This window comes from Pseudodesulfovibrio hydrargyri (assembly GCF_001874525.1).
Lineage (GTDB): Bacteria > Desulfobacterota > Desulfovibrionia > Desulfovibrionales > Desulfovibrionaceae > Pseudodesulfovibrio > Pseudodesulfovibrio hydrargyri.
Genome location: NZ_LKAQ01000004.1, coordinates 329,254 through 350,007 on the forward strand (window position 1 = coordinate 329,254; position 20,754 = coordinate 350,007).

The window sequence follows — 20,754 nt, forward strand, 5'->3', positions numbered from 1 at the left end:
GGGAACAACCTAGGAGTCAGCATGGCAAGAAACGATCTCATAGTGGGCCTGGACGTGGGCACCACCAAGATATGCACCGTGGTCGGCGAGGCCACGGACAACGGCGTCGACATCATCGGCATCGGCACCGCCCCTTCCACCGGGCTGCGCCGGGGGGTGGTCGTCAACATCGAGAAGACCGTCCAGTGCATCAAGAAATCGCTGGAGGACGCCGAACTCATGGCCGGTTGCGACATCCGCACCGTGTACGCGGGCATCGCGGGCAGCCACATCCAGGGCTTCAACTCCCACGGCGTCATCGCGGTCAAGGGCGGCGAAGTGACCCAGCGCGACGTGGACCGGGTCATCGAGGCCGCCAAGGCCATCGCCATCCCCATGGACCGCGAGGTGCTGCACACCCTGCCCCAGGAATTCATCGTCGACGACCAGCGCGGCATCGCCGATCCGCTGGGCATGGCCGGGGTCCGCCTGGAAGTGAAGGTCCACATCGTCACCGGCGCGGTGACCTCGGCCCAGAACATCATCCGCTCCTGCAACCGGTCAGGCCTGGACGTGTCCAACATCGTCCTGGAGTCCCTGGCCTCATCCAAGGCCGTGCTTTCGGCCGAGGAGCGCGAGATCGGCGTGGCCCTGGTGGACATCGGCGGCGGGACCACGGATATCGCGGTCTTTTCCAAGGACTCCATCAAGCACACCAGCGTGCTGGCCCTGGGCGGCCACAACCTGACCAACGACATCGCCTACGGGCTGCGCACGCCGATGATGTCCGCCGAGAAGATCAAGATGGACTACGGCTGCGCCATGGCCGACCTGGTCACCAGCGAGGAGATCATCGAGGTCCCGAGCGTGGGCGGGCGCGAGTCGCGCAAGATGAGCAAGCGCGTCCTGGCCGAGATCTGCGAGCCCAGGTGCGAGGAGATCCTCGCCCTGGTGGACCAGGAGCTGATCAAGTCCGGGTTCAAGAACATGATCGCCGCGGGCGTTGTCCTGACCGGCGGCACCGTGCTCATTGACGGCATGCAGGAGCTGGCCGAACAGATTTTCGACCTGCCGGTGCGCATCGGCTTTCCGGCCGAGGGCATCGGCGGCCTGGCCGAGGAGGTCAGAAGCCCCAAGTACGCCACGGCCGTGGGGCTGCTGCTCCACGGGGCCGAGGAGGAAGGACTCCACAACAAGGTCCGGCCCTTCAAGATCCGCGACGACTCCGGTTTCGACCGCATCGTCGGCAGGATGAAGAAGTGGTTCTCGGACATCGCATAAACGAGGAAGTGATCATGAGGATACAGGGAAACACGCAACAGGGAACAAACTGAGGAGGACATTGAAATGGAATATTTCGAAATCGAGCATGAATCCAACGCCAAAATCAAGGTCGTGGGCTGCGGCGGAGGCGGCGGAAACGCGGTCAACAACATGATCCAGTCCGCGCTCAAGGGCGTGAAGTTCATCGTCGCCAACACCGACAGCCAGGACATCCACAAGTCCCTGGCCGAGCACAAGATCCAGATCGGCGAGAAGCTGACCAAGGGGTTGGGCGCCGGCGCCAATCCCGAGATCGGCCGGTCCGCGGCCATGGAGTCCATGGACCAGATCCGCGAGGCCCTGGACGGCTCGGACATGGTCTTCATCACCGCCGGCATGGGCGGCGGCACGGGCACCGGCTCCGCCCCGGTGGTGGCCCAGGTGGCCAAGGAACTGGGCGCGCTGACCGTGGGCGTGGTCACCAAGCCCTTCTACTTCGAGGGCAAGCGCCGCCTGGAGCAGGCCGAAGAGGGCACCCGCGCTTTAGCCGACGTGGTGGACTCCATCATCACCATTCCCAACGACCGCCTGCTCCAGTTGGCCGCCAAGAAGGCATCCTTCTCGGACATGCTCAAGAAGGCCGATGAGGTCCTGTACTACGCGGTCAAGGGCATCGCCGACCTGATCACCGTGCACGGCCTGATCAACCTGGACTTCGCCGACGTCAAGGCGGCCATGTCCAACTCCGGCATGGCGCTGATGGGCACCGGCATCGCCTCGGGCGAGTCCCGGGCCAAGGAGGCGGCCATGAAGGCGATCACCTCCCCGCTGCTCGAGGACGTGTCCATCGAGGGCGCCAAGGGCGTGCTCATCAACATCACCTGCGGCCCGGACATGCTCATCGACGAGGTCTCCGAAGCCGCGGACATCATCTACAAGGAAGCCCACGACGACGCCGAGATCTTCTTCGGAACGGTCTTCGACCCGGACGCGGGCGACGAAATGCGCATCACCGTCATCGCCACGGGCATCGAGCCCGCCATGGAGGAGCCGGAACCGGCCCTGTCCAAGGCCGAACAGCAGAAGCTGCTGTTGCTCGGACCCCGCGGCGTGAACAAGTCCGCCGAACAGCCGCGCCGCGCCGGGCACCAGCGGGTCCTGAACACGGACCGCAACATCCCGGCCTACCTGCGCAAGGCGGGCGGCGAACTGAACACCACGGACCTGCCCCAGCGACAGGTCTCCCAGCGCGCCGTGGCCGGTCCCGGCGAGGAGGAGTTCATCTTCGAGGAAGACAACCTCGACGTTCCCGCGTTCATCCGCAAGAACGTGGACTAGACGCAATATGCGGCGCGTGTAAGGGGGTGCCCTCATCGGTACCCGTACCCTGTATCATGGCGTGTCGGAGCCCCCTGCTCCCGACCTCGGCGGACGGCTGCCCGTGGCGCTGGCCGTCCCCGGAGGCGACAAGGCGGCCCTGTCCGCGCTCGGCTGGCAATCCGTGTACCGGACCCTGGCCGAAGCGCCCGGGCTGGCCGTGGAGCGGGTCTTTCCCGACAAGCTCGGCACCACCGAGGGTGTTGATCCCCGGACGCGCGAATCAAAGAGCCCACTATCCTCATTCCCTGTAATAGCCTGGAGCATCACGTTCGAGGAGGACTTCCTCAGCCTACCTCGAACGCTCCTGGCAGCGGGCGTTCCGCCGCTTGCGGCGGAACGCCCATCTCTTCCCCTGGTCGTGGCCGGAGGCCCTGTGGCCTTTCTCAACCCGGCCCCCATCGCCCCGTTCGTGGACTGCTTCTGGGTGGGCGAGGCCGACGACCGCTTTCTCCATTTTTTCGACACCCTGCGCGGGCTGGTCTTTGACGGCGCGGACCGGGAAGCCATCCTCGACGCGGTCAAGGACATGGACGGCGTGTACGCGCCGGGCCGCTCCAAAACCCCGGTCAGGCGGATCACCTCGGGCGGCCAGGGCCCGCTGACCGACCCCGCCTTCTCCTGCTTCATCTCGGGGCGGGCCGCCTTCCGCGACACCCTGCTGCTCGAGGTCAACCGGGGCTGCCCCTACGGCTGCCGATTCTGCGCGGCGGGCTACATCTACCGCCCCCCGCGCCACGCCGAACTCGACGAGCTCAAGCGCATCGTGGAAATGGCCGACCCGCCCAAGGTCGGGCTGGTGGGCACGGCCCTGACCGACTGGCCCGAGCTGCTCCCGTTCCTCAAGTGGCTGCACGAACGCAAAAAGAAATTTTCCCTGTCCTCCATGCGCGCGGACGGCATCACCGAGGAACTGCTGGTCTACCTGCGCGAACGCGGCATCCGGACCATCACCCTGGCGCTGGAAGGGGCGAGCGAGCGGCTGCGCCGGATGATGAGCAAGAAGCTCGACCCCAAGGATTTTCTGAACGCGGTCCGGCTGTGCGCCCGCTACGGCGTGAACCACCTCAAGATCTACATGATCGCGGGCTGGCCCGGCGAGACCGACGAGGACTACGCCGAACTGGCCGATTTCCTGGCCGAGATCGTGCGCATCCGTTCCGAGGAGCCCGGCGGACGCAAGAAACAGTTCATGCGCATCACCATCGGGGTCAGCTCGCTGGTGCCCAAGCCGTTCACCCCGTTCCAGTGGGCCCCGATGCTCTCCGAGGACGCCCTCAACGCGCGCATGAAGGGGCTCGAGAAGCTGGCCAAGCCGTACAAGGGCGTGACCCTGCAGCACGACGACCCGTTCCAGGCCCGGCTCCAGGGCCTGCTGGCGCGCGGCGGCGAGGAACTGGCCGAATTCATCCTCCTGGCGGCCGAACACGGCGGCTGGAAAAAGGCCCTCAAGCTGTGGAACGGCGACCCGGCGGCCATCCTGGACCGCGAACGCGGACAGGACGAACCCTTCCCCTGGGAGGTCGTGGACATCGGCGTCAGACGCGACTACCTGTGGAAGGAATGGGAGCGCGCCAAGGCCGCCAAGGTCAGCCCCGGCTGCTCGGCCAGAGGCTGCGGGCAGTGCGCGGGCTGCGGCATGGAGCCGCAGTCCGGCGCATAGGCCCAGATCGATCCGCCTCTTCGCCGCCCGGAACCGCGCCATCAGGCGCACTGAGGCTCGGTACCGGCTTCCCGATTTTCCTCGCACCTGCCGCCCCATCCGTGGTATCCTCCGCACATTGGACCCTTTGCAAACCAAGGAGCATGCCATGAACAAGCTATTCATCATATTGTCATTGTTGCTGATCCCCTATACCGCCCTGGCGGCGGGCGGGCGGACCGTGGACTACGAGATCAACGGACGGACGTTCGAGGGGTATTACATCAGCCCGGCGGACAAGGCCCCGCTGGTCTTCCTGGTCCACGACTGGGACGGGCTGACCGACTACGAGATAAAGAGGGCCGGGATGCTCGCGGACCTGGGTTACGCCGTGTTCGCCGTGGACCTGTACGGCAAGGGCGTGCGGCCCGACAAGGTCGAGGACAAGAAGCGGCTGACCGGCGAGCTGTACGCGGACCGGCAGACCATGCGCGCCCGGCTCATGGCCGGGCTGAACAAGGCCGCCGACCTCGGGGCCAACCTGTCCGACGCCGTGGCCATGGGCTACTGCTTCGGCGGCACGGCGGTTCTGGAGCTGGCCCGATCCGGGGCGAACCTCAAGGCGTTCGTGACCTTCCACGGCGGCCTGGCCACGCCCGATGGCCAGGACTACAAGGCGGCCAAGGGATTCGTCCTGGTCTTCCACGGCACGGCGGACCAGTCCGTGCCCATGGCCCAGTTCGCGGCCCTGGCCAGTGAGCTGGAGGCCACGGGCATCCGCCACGAGATGACCACCTACTCCGGCGCGCCCCACGCCTTCACCGTGTTCGGCACGGACCGCTACCGCAAGGACGCGGACGAGAAGTCCTGGGCCCGGTTCACGGAGTTTCTGAGCCAGACGCTGCGATAACCACCACACATTCGGCAGGGTGGCGGGGGAGACACCGCCCACCCTGTATCCGAAAAACCCGACCCATCTTCCTGTCATTACCTCATTATAGATTTTGACAATAATAATACCGCATAATTTTCTATGACGGATATCTTCATCTCGTACCCCAACAAGGAGAGTGAGATGAAGATATTGCTCATCGCCATCAGCTTTCTGTGTCTGCTCGCCGCCCCGGTGCACGCCGCCCCGCATGACCTGTCGGAATGGAATCAGAAGGAATGCATCGAAATGGTGTTTATCGGCGGGGAATCTATTAAGGACGAAAAGGGACAAAAAATAATGGGTGCCGAGTTGATTGCCGCAGGCCTGAATCAGGCCATCCCCATGGTGGTCAGTGCCATCCAAAAGAAAATCAAGGAATCGGACTTGAAGTACACCGCCACCTACGGGGCCACAGTGGCGGGGTCAAATTTGCTTTTGGTCAAGGACGGTGAAGAGAACAAGCAGTTGGCCGAAATCCAATTGACCCGTTACGCCGCGCACAAGAAGACCCCTTCAGGGCACCACAGGAAGAAGGCCAGCGTGATCACCCTGCTCGTGCACGAGGAAAAAAACGGCGCTTTCACCTTTACCGTGAAAGAGGCCGAGGTGCATTACGCCAAGTGCAGGATCGACCACAGGGAGAATGTAAGGGAAAAACCCAATTTTCCTTATATCGATCTGAAGATCGACATCACCATCCAATGCTTCTGGCTCGATTGGGAGGGCAACCCGAGAAGCGCCATTCTCGGGGCGCTGGCCCTGCCTGCACCCGGCGTTCCAGTCAGGGGGGACTCCCTGGAGGAGCCAGCCCCGAAGCCGAACCATATCGACGGCCATTGCCCGGCTAACGCCCTATTCGGCGATTCTAAAAAACCAAAATACGTGTCCTGGTTCCCGCCGTTCCCGGTCAACTATTATAAGGATCGGCAAACCAACGACGTGGCCTATGTCCTGAACATCACGGTGACGGAATTCGACGACTACACGGCGCTGGTCAAGAAGTACGGCGAATTCGCAAGCGGCATGGCGGACATTCTTCAGGGCATGGCCCTCAACCTGGTCCAACAGATTACCGCACCCGAAAAATAGGCAGAACTGCCGACAACATTTGCTCAGGGGGGGCCTCCCCGGGGCTCCCCTCTGGCGTTACGCGCCAAAAGGGGCTAGATAGACGGCCATGAAACACCGCCGCGCAACGCTCGCCCTCCGTCCCGTCCCCCTGGTCCTCCTGGTCCTCCTGCTGCTCCCGGCCACGGCGTTTGCCGAACAGCGGCCCGAGGGGTTCGTCACGCTCAACGAGTTCCTTCCGGGCGCGGTCTACGACGTCAAGTACTACACCGGCGACAACTTCGTGGGCGCGCGGGTGGACGGCTACGAGGCCCCCAAGGTCCTGGTGGCCGTGGAGGCCGCCAGGGCCCTGAAGGCGGTCCAGGAGGACGTGGCTCGGTTCGGGCTGTGCCTCAAGCTCTTCGACGGCTACCGCCCGCAGAGGGCCGTCAATCACTTCATGCGCTGGGCCGAAGACCTCGACGATACCCGGACCAAGGCGGCGCACTATCCGGACGTGGACAAGCGCAATCTGTTCCGCGACGGGTACATCGCGGCGCGGTCCGGGCACTCGCGCGGCTCCACCGTGGATTTGACCCTGGTGGACAAGGCCACCGGCCGGGAGCTGGACATGGGCACTCCGTTCGACTTCTTCGGCCCGGAATCCTGGCCCGAGAACCCCGATTTCCCGCCCCAGGTCCGGGCCAACCGCGCCCTGCTCCGCGCCGTCATGCTCGGCCACGGCTTCAAACCCTACGAAGCCGAATGGTGGCATTTCACCCTCAGGGACGAGCCCTACCCCGAAACCTACTTCGACTTCCCGGTGGAATAGGACGTCCTCCCTTCGCGCACCCCGCGAAGCGGCGCCAAAAAGTTTTGAAGGGGAGTCCAGAGGGGAAACTTTTTCAAAAGTTTTCCCTCTGGCCGCCGGAGGCATCAAAAAAAGCCGCCCTGCCGACAACGTCGGCAGGGCGGCTTATCATAACTTATCAGGCTCGGCCTACCAGGCGAAGAGCGGGAATTCGCGGGCGAACTCCTCCACTTCCTCGGCGATGTTGGCCAGGGTCTTGTCGTCGTTCATGTTGTCCAGAGCGGCCACGATGGCCTCGGCTACCACGATCATGTCCTCTTCGATCATGCCGCGGGTGGTCAGGGCCGGGGTGCCCAGGCGGATGCCCGAGGTCTGGAACGGGGACTTGGTCTCGAACGGGATGGTGTTCTTGTTGGCCGTGATGCCCGCCTTGTCCAGGGCGATCTGGGCGTCCTTGCCGGTGTAGTCCTTGTCGGACAGGTCGAGCAGCATCATGTGGTTGTCGGTGCCGCCGGAGACCAGCTTGTAGCCCGCCTCGGTCAGGGAGGCGGCCAGCTGCTTGGCGTTCTTGACCACCTGCTGCTGGTATTCCACGAAACCGGGGGACAGGGCCTCGCCGAAGGCCACGGCCTTGGCCGCGATGACGTGCATCAGCGGGCCGCCCTGGATGCCGGGGAAGATGTTGGAGTTGAGTTCCTGCTCCAGGTCGTCGGAACTCAGGATCATGCCGCCGCGCGGGCCGCGCAGGGTCTTGTGGGTGGTGGTCGTGGTGTAGTGGGCGTGCTCGATGCAGGACGGGTGCTCGCCCGCCGCGATCAACCCCGCGATGTGGGCCATGTCGACCATGAGCTTGGCTCCGACCTCGTCGGCGATGGCCCGGAACCGGGCGAAGTCGATGATGCGCGGATAGGCGGACGCCCCGGCGATGATCATGGTCGGCTTGTGCTCCTTGGCCAGCTTTTCGACCGCGTCGTAGTCGATGGTCTGGGTGTCCTTGTCCACGCCGTAGTGCACCATGTTGAAGAGCTTGCCCGAAAAGTTGACCGGGGAGCCGTGGGTCAGGTGGCCGCCGTGGGACAGGTCCATGCCGAGCACGGTGTCGCCGGGCTGGCAGGCCGCGAAGTACACGGCCATGTTGGCCTGGGAGCCGGAGTGCGGCTGGACGTTGGCATAGGCCGCGCCGAACAGCTCCTTGGCGCGGTCGCGGGCCAGATCCTCGACCTCGTCCACGAACTCGCAGCCGCCGTACCAGCGCTTGCCCGGATAGCCTTCGGCGTATTTGTGGGTCATGACCGAGCCCTGGGCCTGGCGCACGGCAGTGGAGACGAAGTTCTCGCTGGCGATGAGCTCCAGCTTGGAGACCTGGCGTTCGATCTCGTCGGCAATGGCGGAGGCGACCGCCGGGTCCTGGATAAACAGCTCTTCCATGGTGATATCCTCGTGAAGTAAAATGTGGATGCGAATGGCTTCCCAGCCCAAGCGGGGAGGTTGGCGATCCTCGCGCCACCTCGACGGTCACGGCTTTTTCACCGCTCCCGGCAGGCACTCCCGCCGTGCCCCGTGCACTGGAGATCCGTCCTTATATCAATACGGAACACTCGTTCAAGCTGTCCCGGTTGCGCCATGAGGAGGAATGCCTCCGGCGGCCAGGGCGCTGCCCTGGACCCGCTTAAGAACCTTTTGAAAAAGGTTCTTAAGAATCTCCAAAACTTTTTGTCGCCGCTTCGCGGGGTGCGGCGCTACCCCTCACGCCCGCCCCTTGTATCCGCCATGTGGACAATAAGGCAAGAACGTTTGCCCCATTAATCCGAATTTACTTTTTTCTCGCCCCCCGCGAAGCGCACAAAAAGTTTAGGAGGGATAGGGGGATGGGGGTCCGGGGAAGGGGAAGGAGCCTTTCAAGGTTCCTTCCCTTCCCCGGCTGCCGGAGGCAAACAAAAAGGGCCGCTCAAGCGGCCCTTTTAGTTTTGTAATCGTCGCTTACCCGGTGAAGCGTTTGAACAGGACGCAGGCGTTGGTGCCGCCGAATCCGAAGGAGTTGGACAGGGCGTATTCGGCCTGTATCTCCCTCGGCCCGTCGGCGCTGACGTCGAGGTCGCATTCGGGGTCGGGCGTTTCGCGGTTCAGCGTGCCGGGGATGATGCCCTCGGCCAGGGTCTTGACGGCGAAGACCGCTTCGACGCCGCCCGCCGCGCCGAGCAGATGTCCCATCTGGGACTTGTTGGCGCAGATCTTGATGTTGTAGGCGTGGTCGCCGAAGACTTTCTTGATGGCCCGGGTCTCGCAGAGGTCGTTCAGATAGGTGGAGGTACCGTGGGCGTTGATGTGGTCGATCTTCGAGGGATCGACCTTGGCCTCGCGGATGGCGGCGGCCATGGCGTAGGCCATGCCCGCGCCGTCTTCGGGCGGTGCGGTCATGTGGAAGGCGTCGCCGGACGCGCCGTACCCGACCACCTCGGCCAGAATGTTGGCGCCGCGCGCCTTGGCGTGCTCCAGGCTCTCCAGGAGCAGCAGGCCGCAACCCTCGCCCATGATGAAGCCGGAGCGGTCCTTGTCGAACGGCCGGGAGGCCCGTTCGGGCTCGTCGTTGCGCACGGACAGGGCCTTCATGGCGTTGAACCCGGCCACGGCCAGAGGCGAAATGGTCGATTCGGACCCGCCGCAGATCATGGCGTCCACGCGGCCCATGGCGATGTCGGTGTAGGCCGTGCCGATGCCGTGGGTGCCCGAGGCGCAGGCCGTGGTGGTGCAGATGTTGGGGCCCATGGCGCCGGTCTCGATGGAGACCTGGCCCGCGGCCATGTTGGCGATCAGAATGGGGATGAAGAAGGGCGAGACCTTTTTGGGCCCGCGATGGAGCAGCTTCTCGTGGCAATCCTCGATGGTCTGGATGCCGCCCAGCCCGACGCCGATGATGGTGCCGACCCGGGGCCGCTCGTCTTCGGGAATGGTCCAGCCGGCGGTCTTGAAGAGCATGCTGGCGGCGGCCACCGCGTACTGGGTGAACGTCTCCATGCGGCGCACTTCCTTCTTGCCGACGAACTCGGTCGGATCGAAATCCTTGACCTCGCCGGCGATGGTCGTGGCATAGTCCGAGGTGTCGAACTTGGTGATCTGGCCGATGCCGGATTTCCCGGCCAGGAGGTTCTGCCAGCTGGTCTCGACGTCATTGCCAAGCGGCGTGACGGCGGCAACACTGGTAACAACTACCCTGTTCATAATACCTGCCCGTTGATGTGTCTGGGTTGGGGTAACGAAAAGGAGCGTCTTACACCACCGAGGTGCGTAAGACGCTCACAATATATGTACTTTTACTCGGTCAAACTTAGATGGCCTTCTCGATGTGCGAGATGGCGTCGCCGACCTTGAGGATCTTCTGGGCTTCTTCGTCGTCGATTTCCAGGTCGAACTCCTCTTCCATGGCCATGATCAGTTCGGTCAGGTCCAGGGAATCGGCGCCCAGGTCTTCGACAAACGCGGCGGTTTCGATGACTTCGTCTTCGGACACGCCCAGCTGATCCACGATGATCTCTTTCACTTTCGCTGCTACGTCGGACATAGTTTCCTCCACTACACAAATGAGTTTTTTGCTTGATTACATGTACATGCCGCCATTCACGCCCAGCACCTGACCGGTGATGTACCCGGCTCCGGGGCCGGCCAGGAAGGAGACGGCGGCTGCGATATCCCCGGACTGCCCGAGGGTTTTTAATGGAATTTGTTCGAGCATGGCCTCGACCACCTTTTCCGGCAGCTCGGCGGTCATGTCGGTCTCGATGAAGCCGGGGGCCACGGCGTTGACCGTGATGTTGCGCCCGGCCAGCTCGCGGGCGGCGGACTTCGTCAGGCCGATGAGGCCCGCCTTGGCCGCGCAGTAGTTGGCCTGTCCCGCGTTGCCCATCTGGCCGACCACGGAGGTGATGTTGACGATCCGGCCCGAGCGCTGTTTGCCCATAATCTTGGAGGCCTCCTTGAGGAAGGCGAAGCAGCCGGTGAGGTTGACGTGAATGACCTTGTCCCAGTCCTCGTCCTTCATGCGCATCATCAGCCCGTCGCGGGTGATGCCCGCGTTGTTGACCAGCACCTCGAGGTCGGCCTTGCCCTTGATCTCGTCCTTGAAGAACGCGGCGATGGCGTCGCGGTCGGCGGAGTCGAGCTGGAAGGCGCGGGCCTTGCCGCCCGCCTTTTCGATGGACGCCACCACTTCGTCGGCGGCCTCGGGACGGCTCACAAAGGTCAGGTAGACCTCGAACCCGTCGGCGGCCAGTTTTTCGGCCACGGTGCGTCCGATGCCTCGGGAACCGCCCGTCACCAGGGCGACTTTGGGAAGATCGCTCATCAGGTACCCTCTTGTCGTTCTCTTGTGGTCAGGACCCAATATACCAATTGGTCGGGGACTGCAAATCAGCCCCGGGATCGTAACCAAAAAGTTTATTCCCCATTTGCCTGCAAAAAGCAAACAAACGGCTGTTTTAAAAAACTAGAACCGGATCAGGGCCGCGCCCCAGGTGAACCCGCCGCCGAAGGCCGGAATGAGGACCAGGTCGCCGGGCTTGATGAACCCGGTGTGCACGGCCTCGGTCAGGGCCACGGGGATGGCGGCGGCGGAGGTGTTGCCGTACTTGTGGATATTGGAGAAGACGCGTTCCTCGGGAATGTTGAAACGGCGTCCCACGGCGTCGATGATGCGGTAGTTGGCCTGGTGCGGCAAGAGCACGTCCACGTCGTCCTTCACGAATCCGTTGCGCTCAAGGATGGCCTCGGAAATCTCGGTCATGTTGCGCACGGCGTGCTTGAAGACCTCGCGGCCCTGGAACTCGACGAAATATTCGGGGCCCACGGGTTCGCCCAGCTTGTAGGAATAGGCCGAGCCGCCGCCGTTGACCGTGAGCAGGTCGCCGAGCGAGCCGTCGGCGGCGAGCATGACGTCCAGGACCTCGGGACCCTCGCCGGGCTGCCCGGCGGTCAGGACCGCCGCGCCCGAGGCGTCGCCGAACAGGACGCAGGTGGCGCGGTCCTCCCAGTTCATGCGGCGGCTGATGATCTCGCTGGCCACAACCAGGACCTTGGAGTCGGGCTCCAGGCAGACCTGGCCGCGCGCGGTCTGCAGGGCGTAGAGGAAGCCGGAGCAGGCCGCCTGCACATCCATGCACATCTGGCCGGTGATGCCGAACCGCTCCTGCAGCCGACAGGCGGCGGACGGGATCATGGAATCCGGCGTGAAGGTGGCGCAAATGATGTGGGTCAACTCGGAGGGCTTGATGCCCGCCTCGTCCAGGGCCTGCTTCGAGGCCTCCAGCGCGAGGTCGGAAGCGGCCTGGTCATCGGCGGCGAGGTGCCTTTGCTTGATACCGGTGCGGGTGGTGATCCACTCGTCCGTGGTGTCGACGATTTTCTCGAGGTCGGCGTTGGTCAGTATCTTTTCGGGAGCGTAGAGGCCAAAGCCGCGAAGGATGAAGTGAGTCATGGATTGGGTGTTTATGACAATGGTACGGTGCGGTCAAGCTGCGCAATATTTTTCACATCCCGTAAGGGATGTGCATTGCGTCAGGCCGCGTCCCTGTCGGGCTTGGCGGCCAGCCCCTTGTGGGCGGCCACGCCTTCGGCCAGGTGGCCGTAGGCATTGTTGCGCACGCTGGTGGCGGCCATGCGGATGCAGTTGGTCACGGCCAGCTCGTTGGACTTGCCGTGGGCCACGATGACGATGTCGCGCAGGCCGAGCAGCGGCGCTCCGCCGTATTCGGCGTAGTCCACGATCTTCTTGAACCGCTTGAAGGCGCCGAAGGACAGCAGCGTGCCGAGCATGGACAGCCAGCTGGACTTGAGTTCGTCCTTGAGGATGCGGCTCAGGGAGCGGGCCAACCCCTCGGAGAGCTTCAGGGCCACGTTGCCGACAAAGCCGTCGCAGACCACGATGTCCACCTCGCCGGTGAAGATGTCGCGGCCCTCGACGTTGCCGATGAACCGCAGCTGCGAACGCTTGAGCAGGTCGAAGGCCTCGCGCACGGCGGCGTTGCCCTTGCCCTCCTCCTCGCCGATGGACAGGATGCCCACGGACGGATCCTCGATGCCCAGGACGTGCCGGGCCAGGACCTCGGCCATGAGGCCGAACTGGAGCAGGTGCTGAGGCTTGGAGTCCACGTTGGCACCCACGTCGATGAGCACCACCGGGTTCTTCTCGGTGGGCAGGATGCCGGCCAGGGCCGGTCGCTGCACGCCCGGAATGCGCCCCAGGACGAACATGCCGCAGGCCACGGTCGCGCCGGAATTCCCGGCCGAGACCACGCCGTTGGCCTTGCCTTCCTTGACCAGGCGGCAGGCCACCTGGATGGAGGAGTCCTTCTTGCGGCGCAGGGCGTCGGCGGGCTTGTCGTCCATCTCGACCACCTGGGTGCAGTGGACAATTTCGATGTCCAGCCCCTTGGTGTCGAGCTTGGCCAGCTCGGCCCGAACCTTTTCCTCGTCGCCGACGAGCACGATGGAGATGCCTTCGCGCGCGGCGTTGACCGCGCCGGGCACAACGACGCCAGGGCCGAAATCGCCCCCCATGGCGTCCACGGCGATCCGTGGAACGCGGGTGTCTTCGGTCTTAGGCATTTTCGCCGTCAATGACCTGGCGTCCCTTGTAGGAGCCGCAGACAGAGCAGGCGCGATGGGGCAGAGTGGGCTCACCGCACTCGCAGTAGATGACGTTGGGAGCGGCGATCTTGTCGTGGGAACGGCGCATGCCCTTGCGGGACTTGGACGTTTTCTTCTTGGGGACAGCCATGATATATACCTCGTATTGATTTGTTCTCAGCCATTTGCCGGGGAGCGGGGCTCCAGGCAAGGGGCGTTACTTTATCTTCAAGTCGCGGAAAACCGCAAGCCTTTCATCGCCCTCATCCGGCTGGCAGGCGCACTTGCCGGTATTGAGGTTGGCGCCGCAGCCGGGACATATCCCCTCGCACGTATCCGCGCACAGGGGCTTGAACGGCAGGGCCAGGGCGAATTCCTCCCAGAGGATGGCGCCCATGTCGAGCTGCAGCTGGCCGTTGTCCAGGCGCATGCGCGGCTCGCCCTCGGTCTCCTCGCCGCCGGGCAACTGCTCGTAGGCGTCGAAGGCCGCGTCGATCTCGAAGGCGAACGGCTCGGCGCAACGGTCGCAGACCAGCCGGACCGCCCCCTTGAGGGTGCCGCGCACCAGCGCCCCGTCGTCGGATTGGGGCAGGACCGAGTATTCGGCCACCAGGTCGCGTTCCGGACGGATGTCCAGCTTGAATTCGCGCCACGCCTCGCGCCAGAAGTTCTGGTCGTCGAAGGTGAAGCCTCGGCCCTCTGCGGCAATGTCGCTGATAGTCAGCCAGAATTCAACCATGGTTCTCTCCGTTTTTCCCCGGCCCTTTCCATACCGGCAAGGCCCGGCCACGAGGCCGGACAACCGGTGCTTCCTATATGGTATTAAAATCCCCTGTCAAGAAAAAAACCCTTGCCATTTGTTGCCGGGCTCGGTAAGGATTCTCTCCCGCTGCCTGGAGAAGCTACCATGATCCGGCGGCCTTTTACGAGCGAAAACGAATTATTTCCTTAGAATACACCAGGAGGTCGCAATGTCCCAGGTTTGCGATATTTGTGGAAAGGGTCCCCAGAGCGGCAACAACGTCAGCCACTCCCATATCAAGACCAAGCGCCGCTTCATGCCGAACCTGCAGAAGGTCCGCCATCAGCTGGAGTCCGGCCAGGTCGTCAGCATCAAGGCCTGCACCCGCTGCATCCGCAACGGTGCCGTGGTCAAGCCTGTGGCCGCGCAGAAGCCCGAAGCCTAAGCGCCGCAGCACATTTCGTTTGCGAAAAGTTGCCGCCGATCCCTCGGCGGCAACTTTTTTGCGTCCCATGCCCCGGGGGTGACACCGCCCCGCCGCTCGACCGGACGCGCATCCCCCTCTTTGCTTTTCAACACGCCCCTTGTGCAGGATCGTTCCGGCCCCGCGCGCAACGGCTTGCACACTTGCACCTCCCCTGTCCGAGCAGCGTCCCTACAAGTCACTTGAATAACAGGACAAACAGTTTGGCACGGTCCGTGCTTTCTTCAGACAAACACGCTCTGGAGGCTTCATGGATGATCTGACCGCATACGCAAACTGGTGTACCAGCCCGGGATTCGGGCACGGCGCCATGTTCGGCGGCTGGTCCGACGACATGGGCACGGGGCTGGGCCTTCCTTTCGGGGGGATCGTCCAACTCCTCATCCTGGGCATGATGACATATTTCACGGTGCGCCTGATCCGGAAACCCGCCACACATTCCGGACCGGAGACGCCGGTGGATGTCCTCGAACGCCGATACGCGGCCGGTGAAATCGACCGGGAAACGTATCGCGCCATGAAGGATCAGCTTCGCAACAGCTAACGGACATACACACCTCCCCAAGCAAAGGCCCCCGCCGGACTCTCCTTCCGGCGGGGGCCTCCTCGTCCAACGGACGCGGTAAAGCCTACAGTTCGACCGCCCTGTTGATGCGGGCCAGGGTCTGTTCCCTGCCGAGCACGACCATGGTCTCGAACAGGCCCGGGGACTGGGTCTTGCCGGTGATGGCCACCCGGATGGGCTGGGCGATGACCTTGAACTTGATGTCCTTGTCCTCGATGAACCGCTTGTGCACTTCCTCCAGGGCGGATTCGGTGAACTCGGCCAGCCCCTCCATGCGCTCGGCGATCTCCGCGAGCAGCGGCTTGGTCTCCTCGGTCAAAAACTTCTTCACCGCACTTTCGTCGTAGGGCAAAAACGCCGCGTCCACGATAAACGGGCGGGCCTGCTCCAGCATGTCGAGCACGGACTTGGCCCGGGGCTGCAACAGGGGCGCGATCCTGGCGAACCGCTCGCGGGTCACGGCCTTGGCCTCCTCCTCGCCCACCTCGCGGGCCAGAAAGTCGCAGAGCAGCCCGGCCAACCGGTCCGGGTCGGCCTTCTGCATGTACTGACCGTTGACCCACTCGAACTTGGTCAGGTCAAAGACGGACGGCGAGTTGCCCAGCCCGTCCGCAGTGAACAGTTCGACCATCTCGTCCATGGTGAACAGCTCCTGGTCGCCGTGGGACCAGCCCAGCCGGGCCAGGTAGTTGGTCACGGCCTCGGGCAGGTAGCCCATCTTCTCGTACTCCATGACCGACAGCGCGCCGTGGCGCTTGGAAAGCTTCTTCTTGTCCGGCCCCAGGATCATGGGCACGTGGCCGAACTCCGGCACGTCCCAGCCCATGGCCCGGTAGATCAGGATCTGGCGCGGGGTGTTGTTCACATGGTCGTCGCCGCGCAGCACATGGTTCACGCCCATATCGTGGTCGTCCACCACCACGGCCAGGTTGTAGGTCGGGGTGCCGTCCGAACGGCGCAGGATCATGTCGTCCATCTCCGTATTCTCCACCGAGATGTATCCCTTGACCATGTCCTTGTACCCGGTGGCGCCTTCCTGCGGGGCCTTGAGCCGGACCACGCCCGAGGTCAGCCCCTTGTCGCGGCAGGTGCCGTCGTACTTGGGCTTGCGGCCTTCCTTCATGGCCTTCTCGCGCATGGCGTCCACGTCCTCCTTGCTGCAGTCGCAGTAATAGGCGTGGCCCGAGGCGATGAGCTGGTCGATGACCTCGTTGTGCCGGTCCGCGCGCTCGGACTGGAACACGATCTCGCCGTCGTGCTCAAGCCCCAGCCAGCGCATGGAGTCGATGATGGCGTCCGTCGCCTCCTGGGTGGACCGCTCGCGGTCCGTGTCCTCGATGCGCAGGCGGAACTCGCCGCCCTTCGACCGGGCCAGCAGCCAGGAAAACAACGCGGTGCGCGCACCGCCGATATGCAAAAACCCGGTCGGGCTCGGCGCGAAACGGGAAACGATCTTGGTCATATGAATGCCTCCGGCGGCTTAAGAACCTTTTGAAAAAGGTTCTTAAGAATCTCCAAAACTTTTTATCGCCGCTTCGCGGATGGTGCGAACGCGACGAGGTTTCTAGTATGTAATACGTCGTCCCAATGCCCTCGGCTTCCCCGCCCCCCTCGCGAAGCGACCCAAAAAAGTTTAGGAAGGGAGTGGGGGATGGGGGGTCCCGGGGGAAGGGGAGAGGGAAACCCTTTTCTCAAAGGGTTTCCCTCTCCCCTTCCCCCGGCGGCCGGAGGCATCTTCACCGCTACACGGCTTCGACGCCTTTCACTTCGGGGAGTTCCTTGAGGATGATCCGTTCGATGCCGTTTTTGAGGGTCATCTGGGACATGGGACATCCCTTGCAGGCACCGGTCAGGCGGACCTTGACGATGCCGGAATCGGTGACTTCGACCAGTTCCACGTCGCCGCCGTCGCCCTGGAGCATGGGACGGACCTTGTCCAGCACGGCTTCCACTTTTTCTCGCATGACAAAACCTCCGTGAATTCGGGTTCGGTCGGAACATCTACGGCCTGGCGCGCCGGTTGTCAAACCCGGCGCGCGGGCCGGTGGGGTTGCATGGGGTTCGGGCTAGCCGTTTTCCGGCGGCCCGGCTAGCGGTCGATGAGGATGGAGAAGGCCTCGTCGAGCTCCTCGTCCAGGTCCTCGACCATCTCGTCCATCAGCTCCGGGGTGAAGTGCATGGAATCCCATATCTCCGGGACCGGGGGCTGGACAAAGAACTCGCCGCTGGAGCCGACGCCCAGGCCGGTGGCGATGGTTTCGGCGCAGTGGACCAGGAGCGGTTCGGCCTCCTTGTGCCCGGCCTTGGGCTGGTGGTGTTCGAGCACGGCCGAAACCAGGATGTAGGGGAAATTCCATTTGCGCAGGAGCATGCCGCCCAGGGTGGCGTGGTCGAAGCCGAGCAGCGCCTTTTCCTCGACGAACAGGACCACGTCCTTGGCCCGGGCGTGGGCGTGCACGGCCGTGGCCCGCTCCGGCTCCACCTGGAGCAGGATAAGCTGGCCGATGTCGTGCAGCAGACCGGACACGAAGGCGCGATCCGGGTCGCCCTGGCCGGTGATGCGGCACAGCCGCCGGGCGATGAGGCCGCAGCAGATGGAGTGCTTCCAGAACTGCTCCATGTTGATGACGTCGGCGGGCACGTCCTTGAACAGGGACATGACCGAGGTGCCCACGGCCAGGGTGGACAGCTGGTTCACGCCGACCACGGTGACGGCCCGCGGGATGGTGTCGATCTGCATGGGCAGCGAATAGAAGGCGGAGTTGACCATGCGCAGAAGAAAGGCGGTCAGGCCGGGGTCCTGGCTGATAATCTCGGCCAGGTCGTCGGCCGAGGTGGACCGGGAACTGATGGCCTGCTGCAGTTCGAGAAAGACCTGCGGCAGGGCCGGGAGCTGGTGGTCGTGGCGCAGGATGTCCAGGGGGTCCAGAGCCTGGACCTCGGGGGGCTCGCCGCCGGTCTCGAGCATCTCGTACCGGTGCGGGTTGGCGGCCATGTCCGCGGCCACACGTCTGACCCCGAGCCGAGCCAGCCGTTTCAGGGAATCATCCGGTTTCTTTATGAACTTGAACCGCTTGGTCAGCAGTTTTTTTGCCGCTTCGAGGGTCTCGGGCGCGAACGCGTCATCGGCCTTCACCCGGGCGCTTTCTTCAGCCATCTGTCGTTCCTTAATGGTTATGGAAGCCAGCCGTCTGCAACATAATAGAAAGCACGTAGGATTTAAAGCCCTTTCTGCCGGAAACCAGGAACCGCGCGCCTTTTAGAGCAACTGGAAGTTGTATTGCAGCCGCAGCCGGACCTGGTACCCGTCCCGGCCGCCCAGGCTCTCATCCTCGTCCTGGTAGGAGAAGCGGGTGAGCACGCCGAGTCCCTTCAGCTCGCCGTCGAAATCGTAGTAGAGGTTCAGGTCGTATTCGCTGCGGTCGTAGGAGGCGTTGCGTCCCGTATCCGGGGTGTCGCCGAACCCGGCCTGGAGCTTGGCCCGGTAGCCGTCCCAGCCCATGTGCGAGAAGTCGTAGCCCAGGCCGAGCAGCAGCGCCTTTTCCCCGGCCCGCGCGAAGTTGTAGGCCATCAGGTTGTTGAAGAACGGGTAGACGCCCCAGGAATTGCGGATGCCCTCGGAGCCGTCCACGATGGTCCCGCCCAGGTCGAAGGTGAACCCGCTGTACAGGAGGGTGCCCATGAGCCCGGCCTCGCCCGTGCTGTAGTCGCCCCTGAGTTGATCGCCCACGCTGCGCTGGTCCACGCCCTGGAAGAGCAGGGAATACTGGACGCCCGCAGGGTCGCCGAAGGTGTACTTGAACTGGGTGAAGAAGGTGTTGTCCAGGTCCGGGGCGTAGTAGTTCCAGAACCGGGTGGGCAGAAAGTCGAAGGGTTTCCAGTCGGCCCCGGCCATGACCACGCCCCGATCGTAGTCCTTGAGCCCGGCCATGTAGCTCATGGATTTGAACAGCTCGGTGTCGCGGCCCTTTTCCTTGTCCACCCAGAACAGGGAGAGCTCCAGGTTGTCGATGTCCGAGGATTTCAGGCCGTAGGCCTCGAAGGTCTGGGGGAGCATGCGGCTGTCGTTGCTGTTGATGAACGGGGTCTCGATGCGCTGCCGCCAGACGCGGGCCTCGGTCCCCGCATAGCGCGCCTTGAGGTACGCCTCGCCCAGGGCCGCGAATCCCTCGTTGTCCCGGGCGAGCAGGCCGGTGCCGCCGTGGTCCTCCTCGTTGAACTCGCCGGTCAGGGGGGCCGTCCCGTACAGGGCCGCGCCCGCGCCGAAGTGGTCGGCGATCCACGGGGTCTCGTACTTGAGCCAGCCGCCAAAGGCCAGGGACTCCTTGATGTTGTCGAATTCCTGTCCCGTGGCGGACTTGTTGCGCTGGGTGAAATAATAGAGCCTGGTCTGGCCGGTGACGGTGCCCCACTCGGAGGGCTTCTTTTCGTCGGCGGCATGGCCCGGCAGGACGAGAACCAGAATGAGGACCAGGGAAAGGAGACAACACGGGACGGGGTGCGTAAATTTGGCGGACACGGCGGAATTCCTTGCTTTGAAGCCTGAAAGCCGGGGACGGCCCCCGGGCGATGGGCTCACGCTACATCATCCGCGCGTAAAAGGTAACCATTATCTGCCTGTTATGGACGCCTCAAAAGATGAAATGCGGATTATTCGCCTTTTCGTGGCGCACCGTGGTCATGGGCCCGTGCCCGGAATAGACGCGGGTGTCGTCCGGCAGGGTGAAGATGCGCGAGCGGATGGAGCCGAGCAGTTCCGGGGAGCTGCCGCGCGGCAGGTCGGTGCGGCCCACGGCGATCATGAACAGCAGGTCGCCCACGAACACGCACCCGGCGGCCGGGAAGAAGTAGGACAGGCTGCCCGGCGTGTGGCCCGGGGTGTCCAGGACCAGCAGCGGCTGGCCCAAGGCGGTGCGCCGCCCCGGCGCAACGGGTGTGTACGGGAAGTCGATGAACCGCGCGAACTCGCGGCAGCCGCCCGCCTCGAAGGAGAATTCCTTGAGGAATTCGTCCTCGCCGCTGGCGTGGACCGGAGCGGGATGGGCCTCAAGCAGTTCCTTGACCCCGCCGATATGGTCCATGTGGAAATGGGTCAGGTACACGCCCTCCAGGGTCAGGCCGAGGGCATCGATGCGCTCGATCAACCGGTCCGGCTCCAGGCCGACGTCCACGACCACGGCGCGGCCGCCCATGCTCACCAGGTAGCAGTTGGTCTCGTCCGGACCGAGGATGAAGGTTTCGATGGTCAGTCTGGCCATGGCTTGCCCTGTTCCGTTTCCACGCGTATGCAGG

General features: G+C 63.8%; 21 protein-coding genes. 8 read left to right on the forward strand and 13 right to left on the reverse strand.

Annotated features, from left to right (window positions below):
* Nucleotides 1-21: 21 nt before the first annotated feature.
* The 6 genes from ftsA to BerOc1_RS05985 all read left to right on the forward strand — a co-directional run bounded on the left by ftsA (nt 22) and on the right by BerOc1_RS05985 (nt 7,074).
* A complete protein-coding gene (gene ftsA / locus BerOc1_RS05960; protein WP_071544822.1) occupies nt 22-1,260 on the forward strand; it encodes a cell division protein FtsA in 1,239 nt (412 codons plus the stop codon).
* Between the two features lie 66 nt (nt 1,261-1,326).
* Nucleotides 1,327-2,580, forward strand: coding sequence for a cell division protein FtsZ (ftsZ, locus tag BerOc1_RS05965; RefSeq protein ID WP_071544823.1), 1,254 nt, complete (start codon nt 1,327-1,329; stop codon nt 2,578-2,580).
* A 61-nt stretch (nt 2,581-2,641) separates the two neighbouring features.
* A complete protein-coding gene (locus BerOc1_RS05970; RefSeq protein ID WP_242652879.1) occupies nt 2,642-4,282 on the forward strand; it encodes a radical SAM protein in 1,641 nt (546 codons plus the stop codon).
* Between the two features lie 148 nt (nt 4,283-4,430).
* Nucleotides 4,431-5,171, forward strand: coding sequence for a dienelactone hydrolase family protein (locus tag BerOc1_RS05975; protein ID WP_071544825.1), 741 nt, complete (start codon nt 4,431-4,433; stop codon nt 5,169-5,171).
* 165 nt (nt 5,172-5,336) lie between these two features.
* Nucleotides 5,337-6,284 carry a hypothetical protein gene (locus BerOc1_RS05980; RefSeq protein WP_071544826.1) on the forward strand — a complete coding sequence of 316 codons (948 nt, stop codon included), beginning with the start codon at nt 5,337-5,339 and terminating at the stop codon, nt 6,282-6,284.
* Nucleotides 6,285-6,372: 88 nt separating this feature from the next.
* The gene (locus tag BerOc1_RS05985; RefSeq protein WP_084641139.1) at nt 6,373-7,074 is read left to right on the forward strand and encodes a M15 family metallopeptidase; all 702 of its coding nucleotides are present in this window, start codon (nt 6,373-6,375) and stop codon (nt 7,072-7,074) included.
* Nucleotides 7,075-7,242: 168 nt separating this feature from the next.
* Here the strand turns inward: BerOc1_RS05985 and glyA are convergent, their stop codons facing one another.
* The 8 genes from glyA to BerOc1_RS06025 form a co-directional block, all read right to left on the reverse strand.
* Nucleotides 7,243-8,481: a serine hydroxymethyltransferase gene (gene glyA, locus BerOc1_RS05990; protein ID WP_071544827.1), complete on the reverse strand. Its 1,239-nt coding sequence runs from the start codon at nt 8,479-8,481 to the stop codon at nt 7,243-7,245.
* Nucleotides 8,482-9,033: 552 nt separating this feature from the next.
* Nucleotides 9,034-10,272: a beta-ketoacyl-ACP synthase II gene (fabF, locus tag BerOc1_RS05995; RefSeq protein WP_071544828.1), complete on the reverse strand. Its 1,239-nt coding sequence runs from the start codon at nt 10,270-10,272 to the stop codon at nt 9,034-9,036.
* A gap of 106 nt (nt 10,273-10,378) precedes the next feature.
* Nucleotides 10,379-10,612 carry an acyl carrier protein gene (locus tag BerOc1_RS06000; RefSeq protein ID WP_071544829.1) on the reverse strand — a complete coding sequence of 78 codons (234 nt, stop codon included), beginning with the start codon at nt 10,610-10,612 and terminating at the stop codon, nt 10,379-10,381.
* Between the two features lie 36 nt (nt 10,613-10,648).
* Nucleotides 10,649-11,392 (reverse strand): 3-oxoacyl-[acyl-carrier-protein] reductase, encoded by a 744-nt coding sequence (fabG, locus tag BerOc1_RS06005; protein ID WP_071544830.1) that lies wholly within the window; start codon nt 11,390-11,392, stop codon nt 10,649-10,651.
* 141 nt (nt 11,393-11,533) lie between these two features.
* Nucleotides 11,534-12,520, reverse strand: a complete 987-nt coding sequence (locus BerOc1_RS06010) for a beta-ketoacyl-ACP synthase III (protein WP_084641142.1) — start codon at nt 12,518-12,520, stop codon at nt 11,534-11,536.
* An 80-nt stretch (nt 12,521-12,600) separates the two neighbouring features.
* A complete protein-coding gene (gene plsX, locus BerOc1_RS06015; RefSeq protein WP_071544832.1) occupies nt 12,601-13,650 on the reverse strand; it encodes a phosphate acyltransferase PlsX in 1,050 nt (349 codons plus the stop codon).
* On the reverse strand, nt 13,643-13,822 hold the full coding sequence (gene rpmF, locus BerOc1_RS06020; protein WP_071544833.1) for a 50S ribosomal protein L32: 180 nt from the start codon (nt 13,820-13,822) through the stop codon (nt 13,643-13,645). The genes plsX and rpmF overlap by 8 nt, the downstream gene beginning before the upstream one ends.
* A gap of 66 nt (nt 13,823-13,888) precedes the next feature.
* Nucleotides 13,889-14,410: a YceD family protein gene (locus BerOc1_RS06025; RefSeq protein ID WP_071544834.1), complete on the reverse strand. Its 522-nt coding sequence runs from the start codon at nt 14,408-14,410 to the stop codon at nt 13,889-13,891.
* Between the two features lie 232 nt (nt 14,411-14,642).
* Here BerOc1_RS06025 and rpmB point away from each other — a divergent pair, with 232 nt between their 5' ends.
* Both rpmB and BerOc1_RS06035 read left to right on the forward strand, forming a co-directional pair.
* Nucleotides 14,643-14,858, forward strand: a complete 216-nt coding sequence (gene rpmB / locus BerOc1_RS06030) for a 50S ribosomal protein L28 (protein ID WP_071544835.1) — start codon at nt 14,643-14,645, stop codon at nt 14,856-14,858.
* 289 nt (nt 14,859-15,147) lie between these two features.
* Entirely contained in the window at nt 15,148-15,441 is a 294-nt protein-coding gene (locus tag BerOc1_RS06035; protein WP_071544836.1) for an SHOCT domain-containing protein, read from the forward strand.
* Nucleotides 15,442-15,526: 85 nt separating this feature from the next.
* On the opposite strand, the gene gltX is transcribed toward BerOc1_RS06035, so the two are convergent.
* The 5 genes from gltX to BerOc1_RS06060 form a co-directional block, all read right to left on the reverse strand.
* Nucleotides 15,527-16,924, reverse strand: coding sequence for a glutamate--tRNA ligase (gene gltX, locus BerOc1_RS06040; RefSeq protein WP_071544837.1), 1,398 nt, complete (start codon nt 16,922-16,924; stop codon nt 15,527-15,529).
* 280 nt (nt 16,925-17,204) lie between these two features.
* Complete coding sequence (locus BerOc1_RS06045; RefSeq protein ID WP_071544838.1) at nt 17,205-17,426, reverse strand: NifU family protein; 222 nt, start codon at nt 17,424-17,426, stop codon at nt 17,205-17,207.
* 125 nt (nt 17,427-17,551) lie between these two features.
* Complete coding sequence (locus BerOc1_RS06050) at nt 17,552-18,619, reverse strand: HDOD domain-containing protein (RefSeq protein ID WP_071544839.1); 1,068 nt, start codon at nt 18,617-18,619, stop codon at nt 17,552-17,554.
* Between the two features lie 102 nt (nt 18,620-18,721).
* Nucleotides 18,722-19,981, reverse strand: coding sequence for an OprD family outer membrane porin (locus tag BerOc1_RS06055; RefSeq protein ID WP_071544840.1), 1,260 nt, complete (start codon nt 19,979-19,981; stop codon nt 18,722-18,724).
* Nucleotides 19,982-20,093: 112 nt separating this feature from the next.
* Nucleotides 20,094-20,720 (reverse strand): MBL fold metallo-hydrolase, encoded by a 627-nt coding sequence (locus BerOc1_RS06060; protein WP_084641148.1) that lies wholly within the window; start codon nt 20,718-20,720, stop codon nt 20,094-20,096.
* Nucleotides 20,721-20,754 lie beyond the last annotated feature (34 nt).

Coding starts and splice junctions, on each gene's coding strand:
- plsX (WP_071544832.1), bottom strand. CDS start 13,650: ATGCCTAAGACCGAAGACACCCGCGTTCCACGGATCGCCGTGGACGCC.
- BerOc1_RS06045 (WP_071544838.1), bottom strand. CDS start 17,426: ATGCGAGAAAAAGTGGAAGCCGTGCTGGACAAGGTCCGTCCCATGCTC.
- fabG (WP_071544830.1), bottom strand. CDS start 11,392: ATGAGCGATCTTCCCAAAGTCGCCCTGGTGACGGGCGGTTCCCGAGGC.
- BerOc1_RS06025 (WP_071544834.1), bottom strand. CDS start 14,410: ATGGTTGAATTCTGGCTGACTATCAGCGACATTGCCGCAGAGGGCCGA.
- rpmB (WP_071544835.1), top strand. CDS start 14,643: ATGTCCCAGGTTTGCGATATTTGTGGAAAGGGTCCCCAGAGCGGCAAC.
- ftsA (WP_071544822.1), top strand. CDS start 22: ATGGCAAGAAACGATCTCATAGTGGGCCTGGACGTGGGCACCACCAAG.
- BerOc1_RS06010 (WP_084641142.1), bottom strand. CDS start 12,520: ATGACTCACTTCATCCTTCGCGGCTTTGGCCTCTACGCTCCCGAAAAG.
- BerOc1_RS06050 (WP_071544839.1), bottom strand. CDS start 18,619: ATGGCTGAAGAAAGCGCCCGGGTGAAGGCCGATGACGCGTTCGCGCCC.
- BerOc1_RS05980 (WP_071544826.1), top strand. CDS start 5,337: ATGAAGATATTGCTCATCGCCATCAGCTTTCTGTGTCTGCTCGCCGCC.
- rpmF (WP_071544833.1), bottom strand. CDS start 13,822: ATGGCTGTCCCCAAGAAGAAAACGTCCAAGTCCCGCAAGGGCATGCGC.
- ftsZ (WP_071544823.1), top strand. CDS start 1,327: ATGGAATATTTCGAAATCGAGCATGAATCCAACGCCAAAATCAAGGTC.
- BerOc1_RS06035 (WP_071544836.1), top strand. CDS start 15,148: ATGGATGATCTGACCGCATACGCAAACTGGTGTACCAGCCCGGGATTC.
- BerOc1_RS05975 (WP_071544825.1), top strand. CDS start 4,431: ATGAACAAGCTATTCATCATATTGTCATTGTTGCTGATCCCCTATACC.
- BerOc1_RS06060 (WP_084641148.1), bottom strand. CDS start 20,720: ATGGCCAGACTGACCATCGAAACCTTCATCCTCGGTCCGGACGAGACC.
- glyA (WP_071544827.1), bottom strand. CDS start 8,481: ATGGAAGAGCTGTTTATCCAGGACCCGGCGGTCGCCTCCGCCATTGCC.
- BerOc1_RS05985 (WP_084641139.1), top strand. CDS start 6,373: ATGAAACACCGCCGCGCAACGCTCGCCCTCCGTCCCGTCCCCCTGGTC.
- gltX (WP_071544837.1), bottom strand. CDS start 16,924: ATGACCAAGATCGTTTCCCGTTTCGCGCCGAGCCCGACCGGGTTTTTG.
- fabF (WP_071544828.1), bottom strand. CDS start 10,272: ATGAACAGGGTAGTTGTTACCAGTGTTGCCGCCGTCACGCCGCTTGGC.
- BerOc1_RS06000 (WP_071544829.1), bottom strand. CDS start 10,612: ATGTCCGACGTAGCAGCGAAAGTGAAAGAGATCATCGTGGATCAGCTG.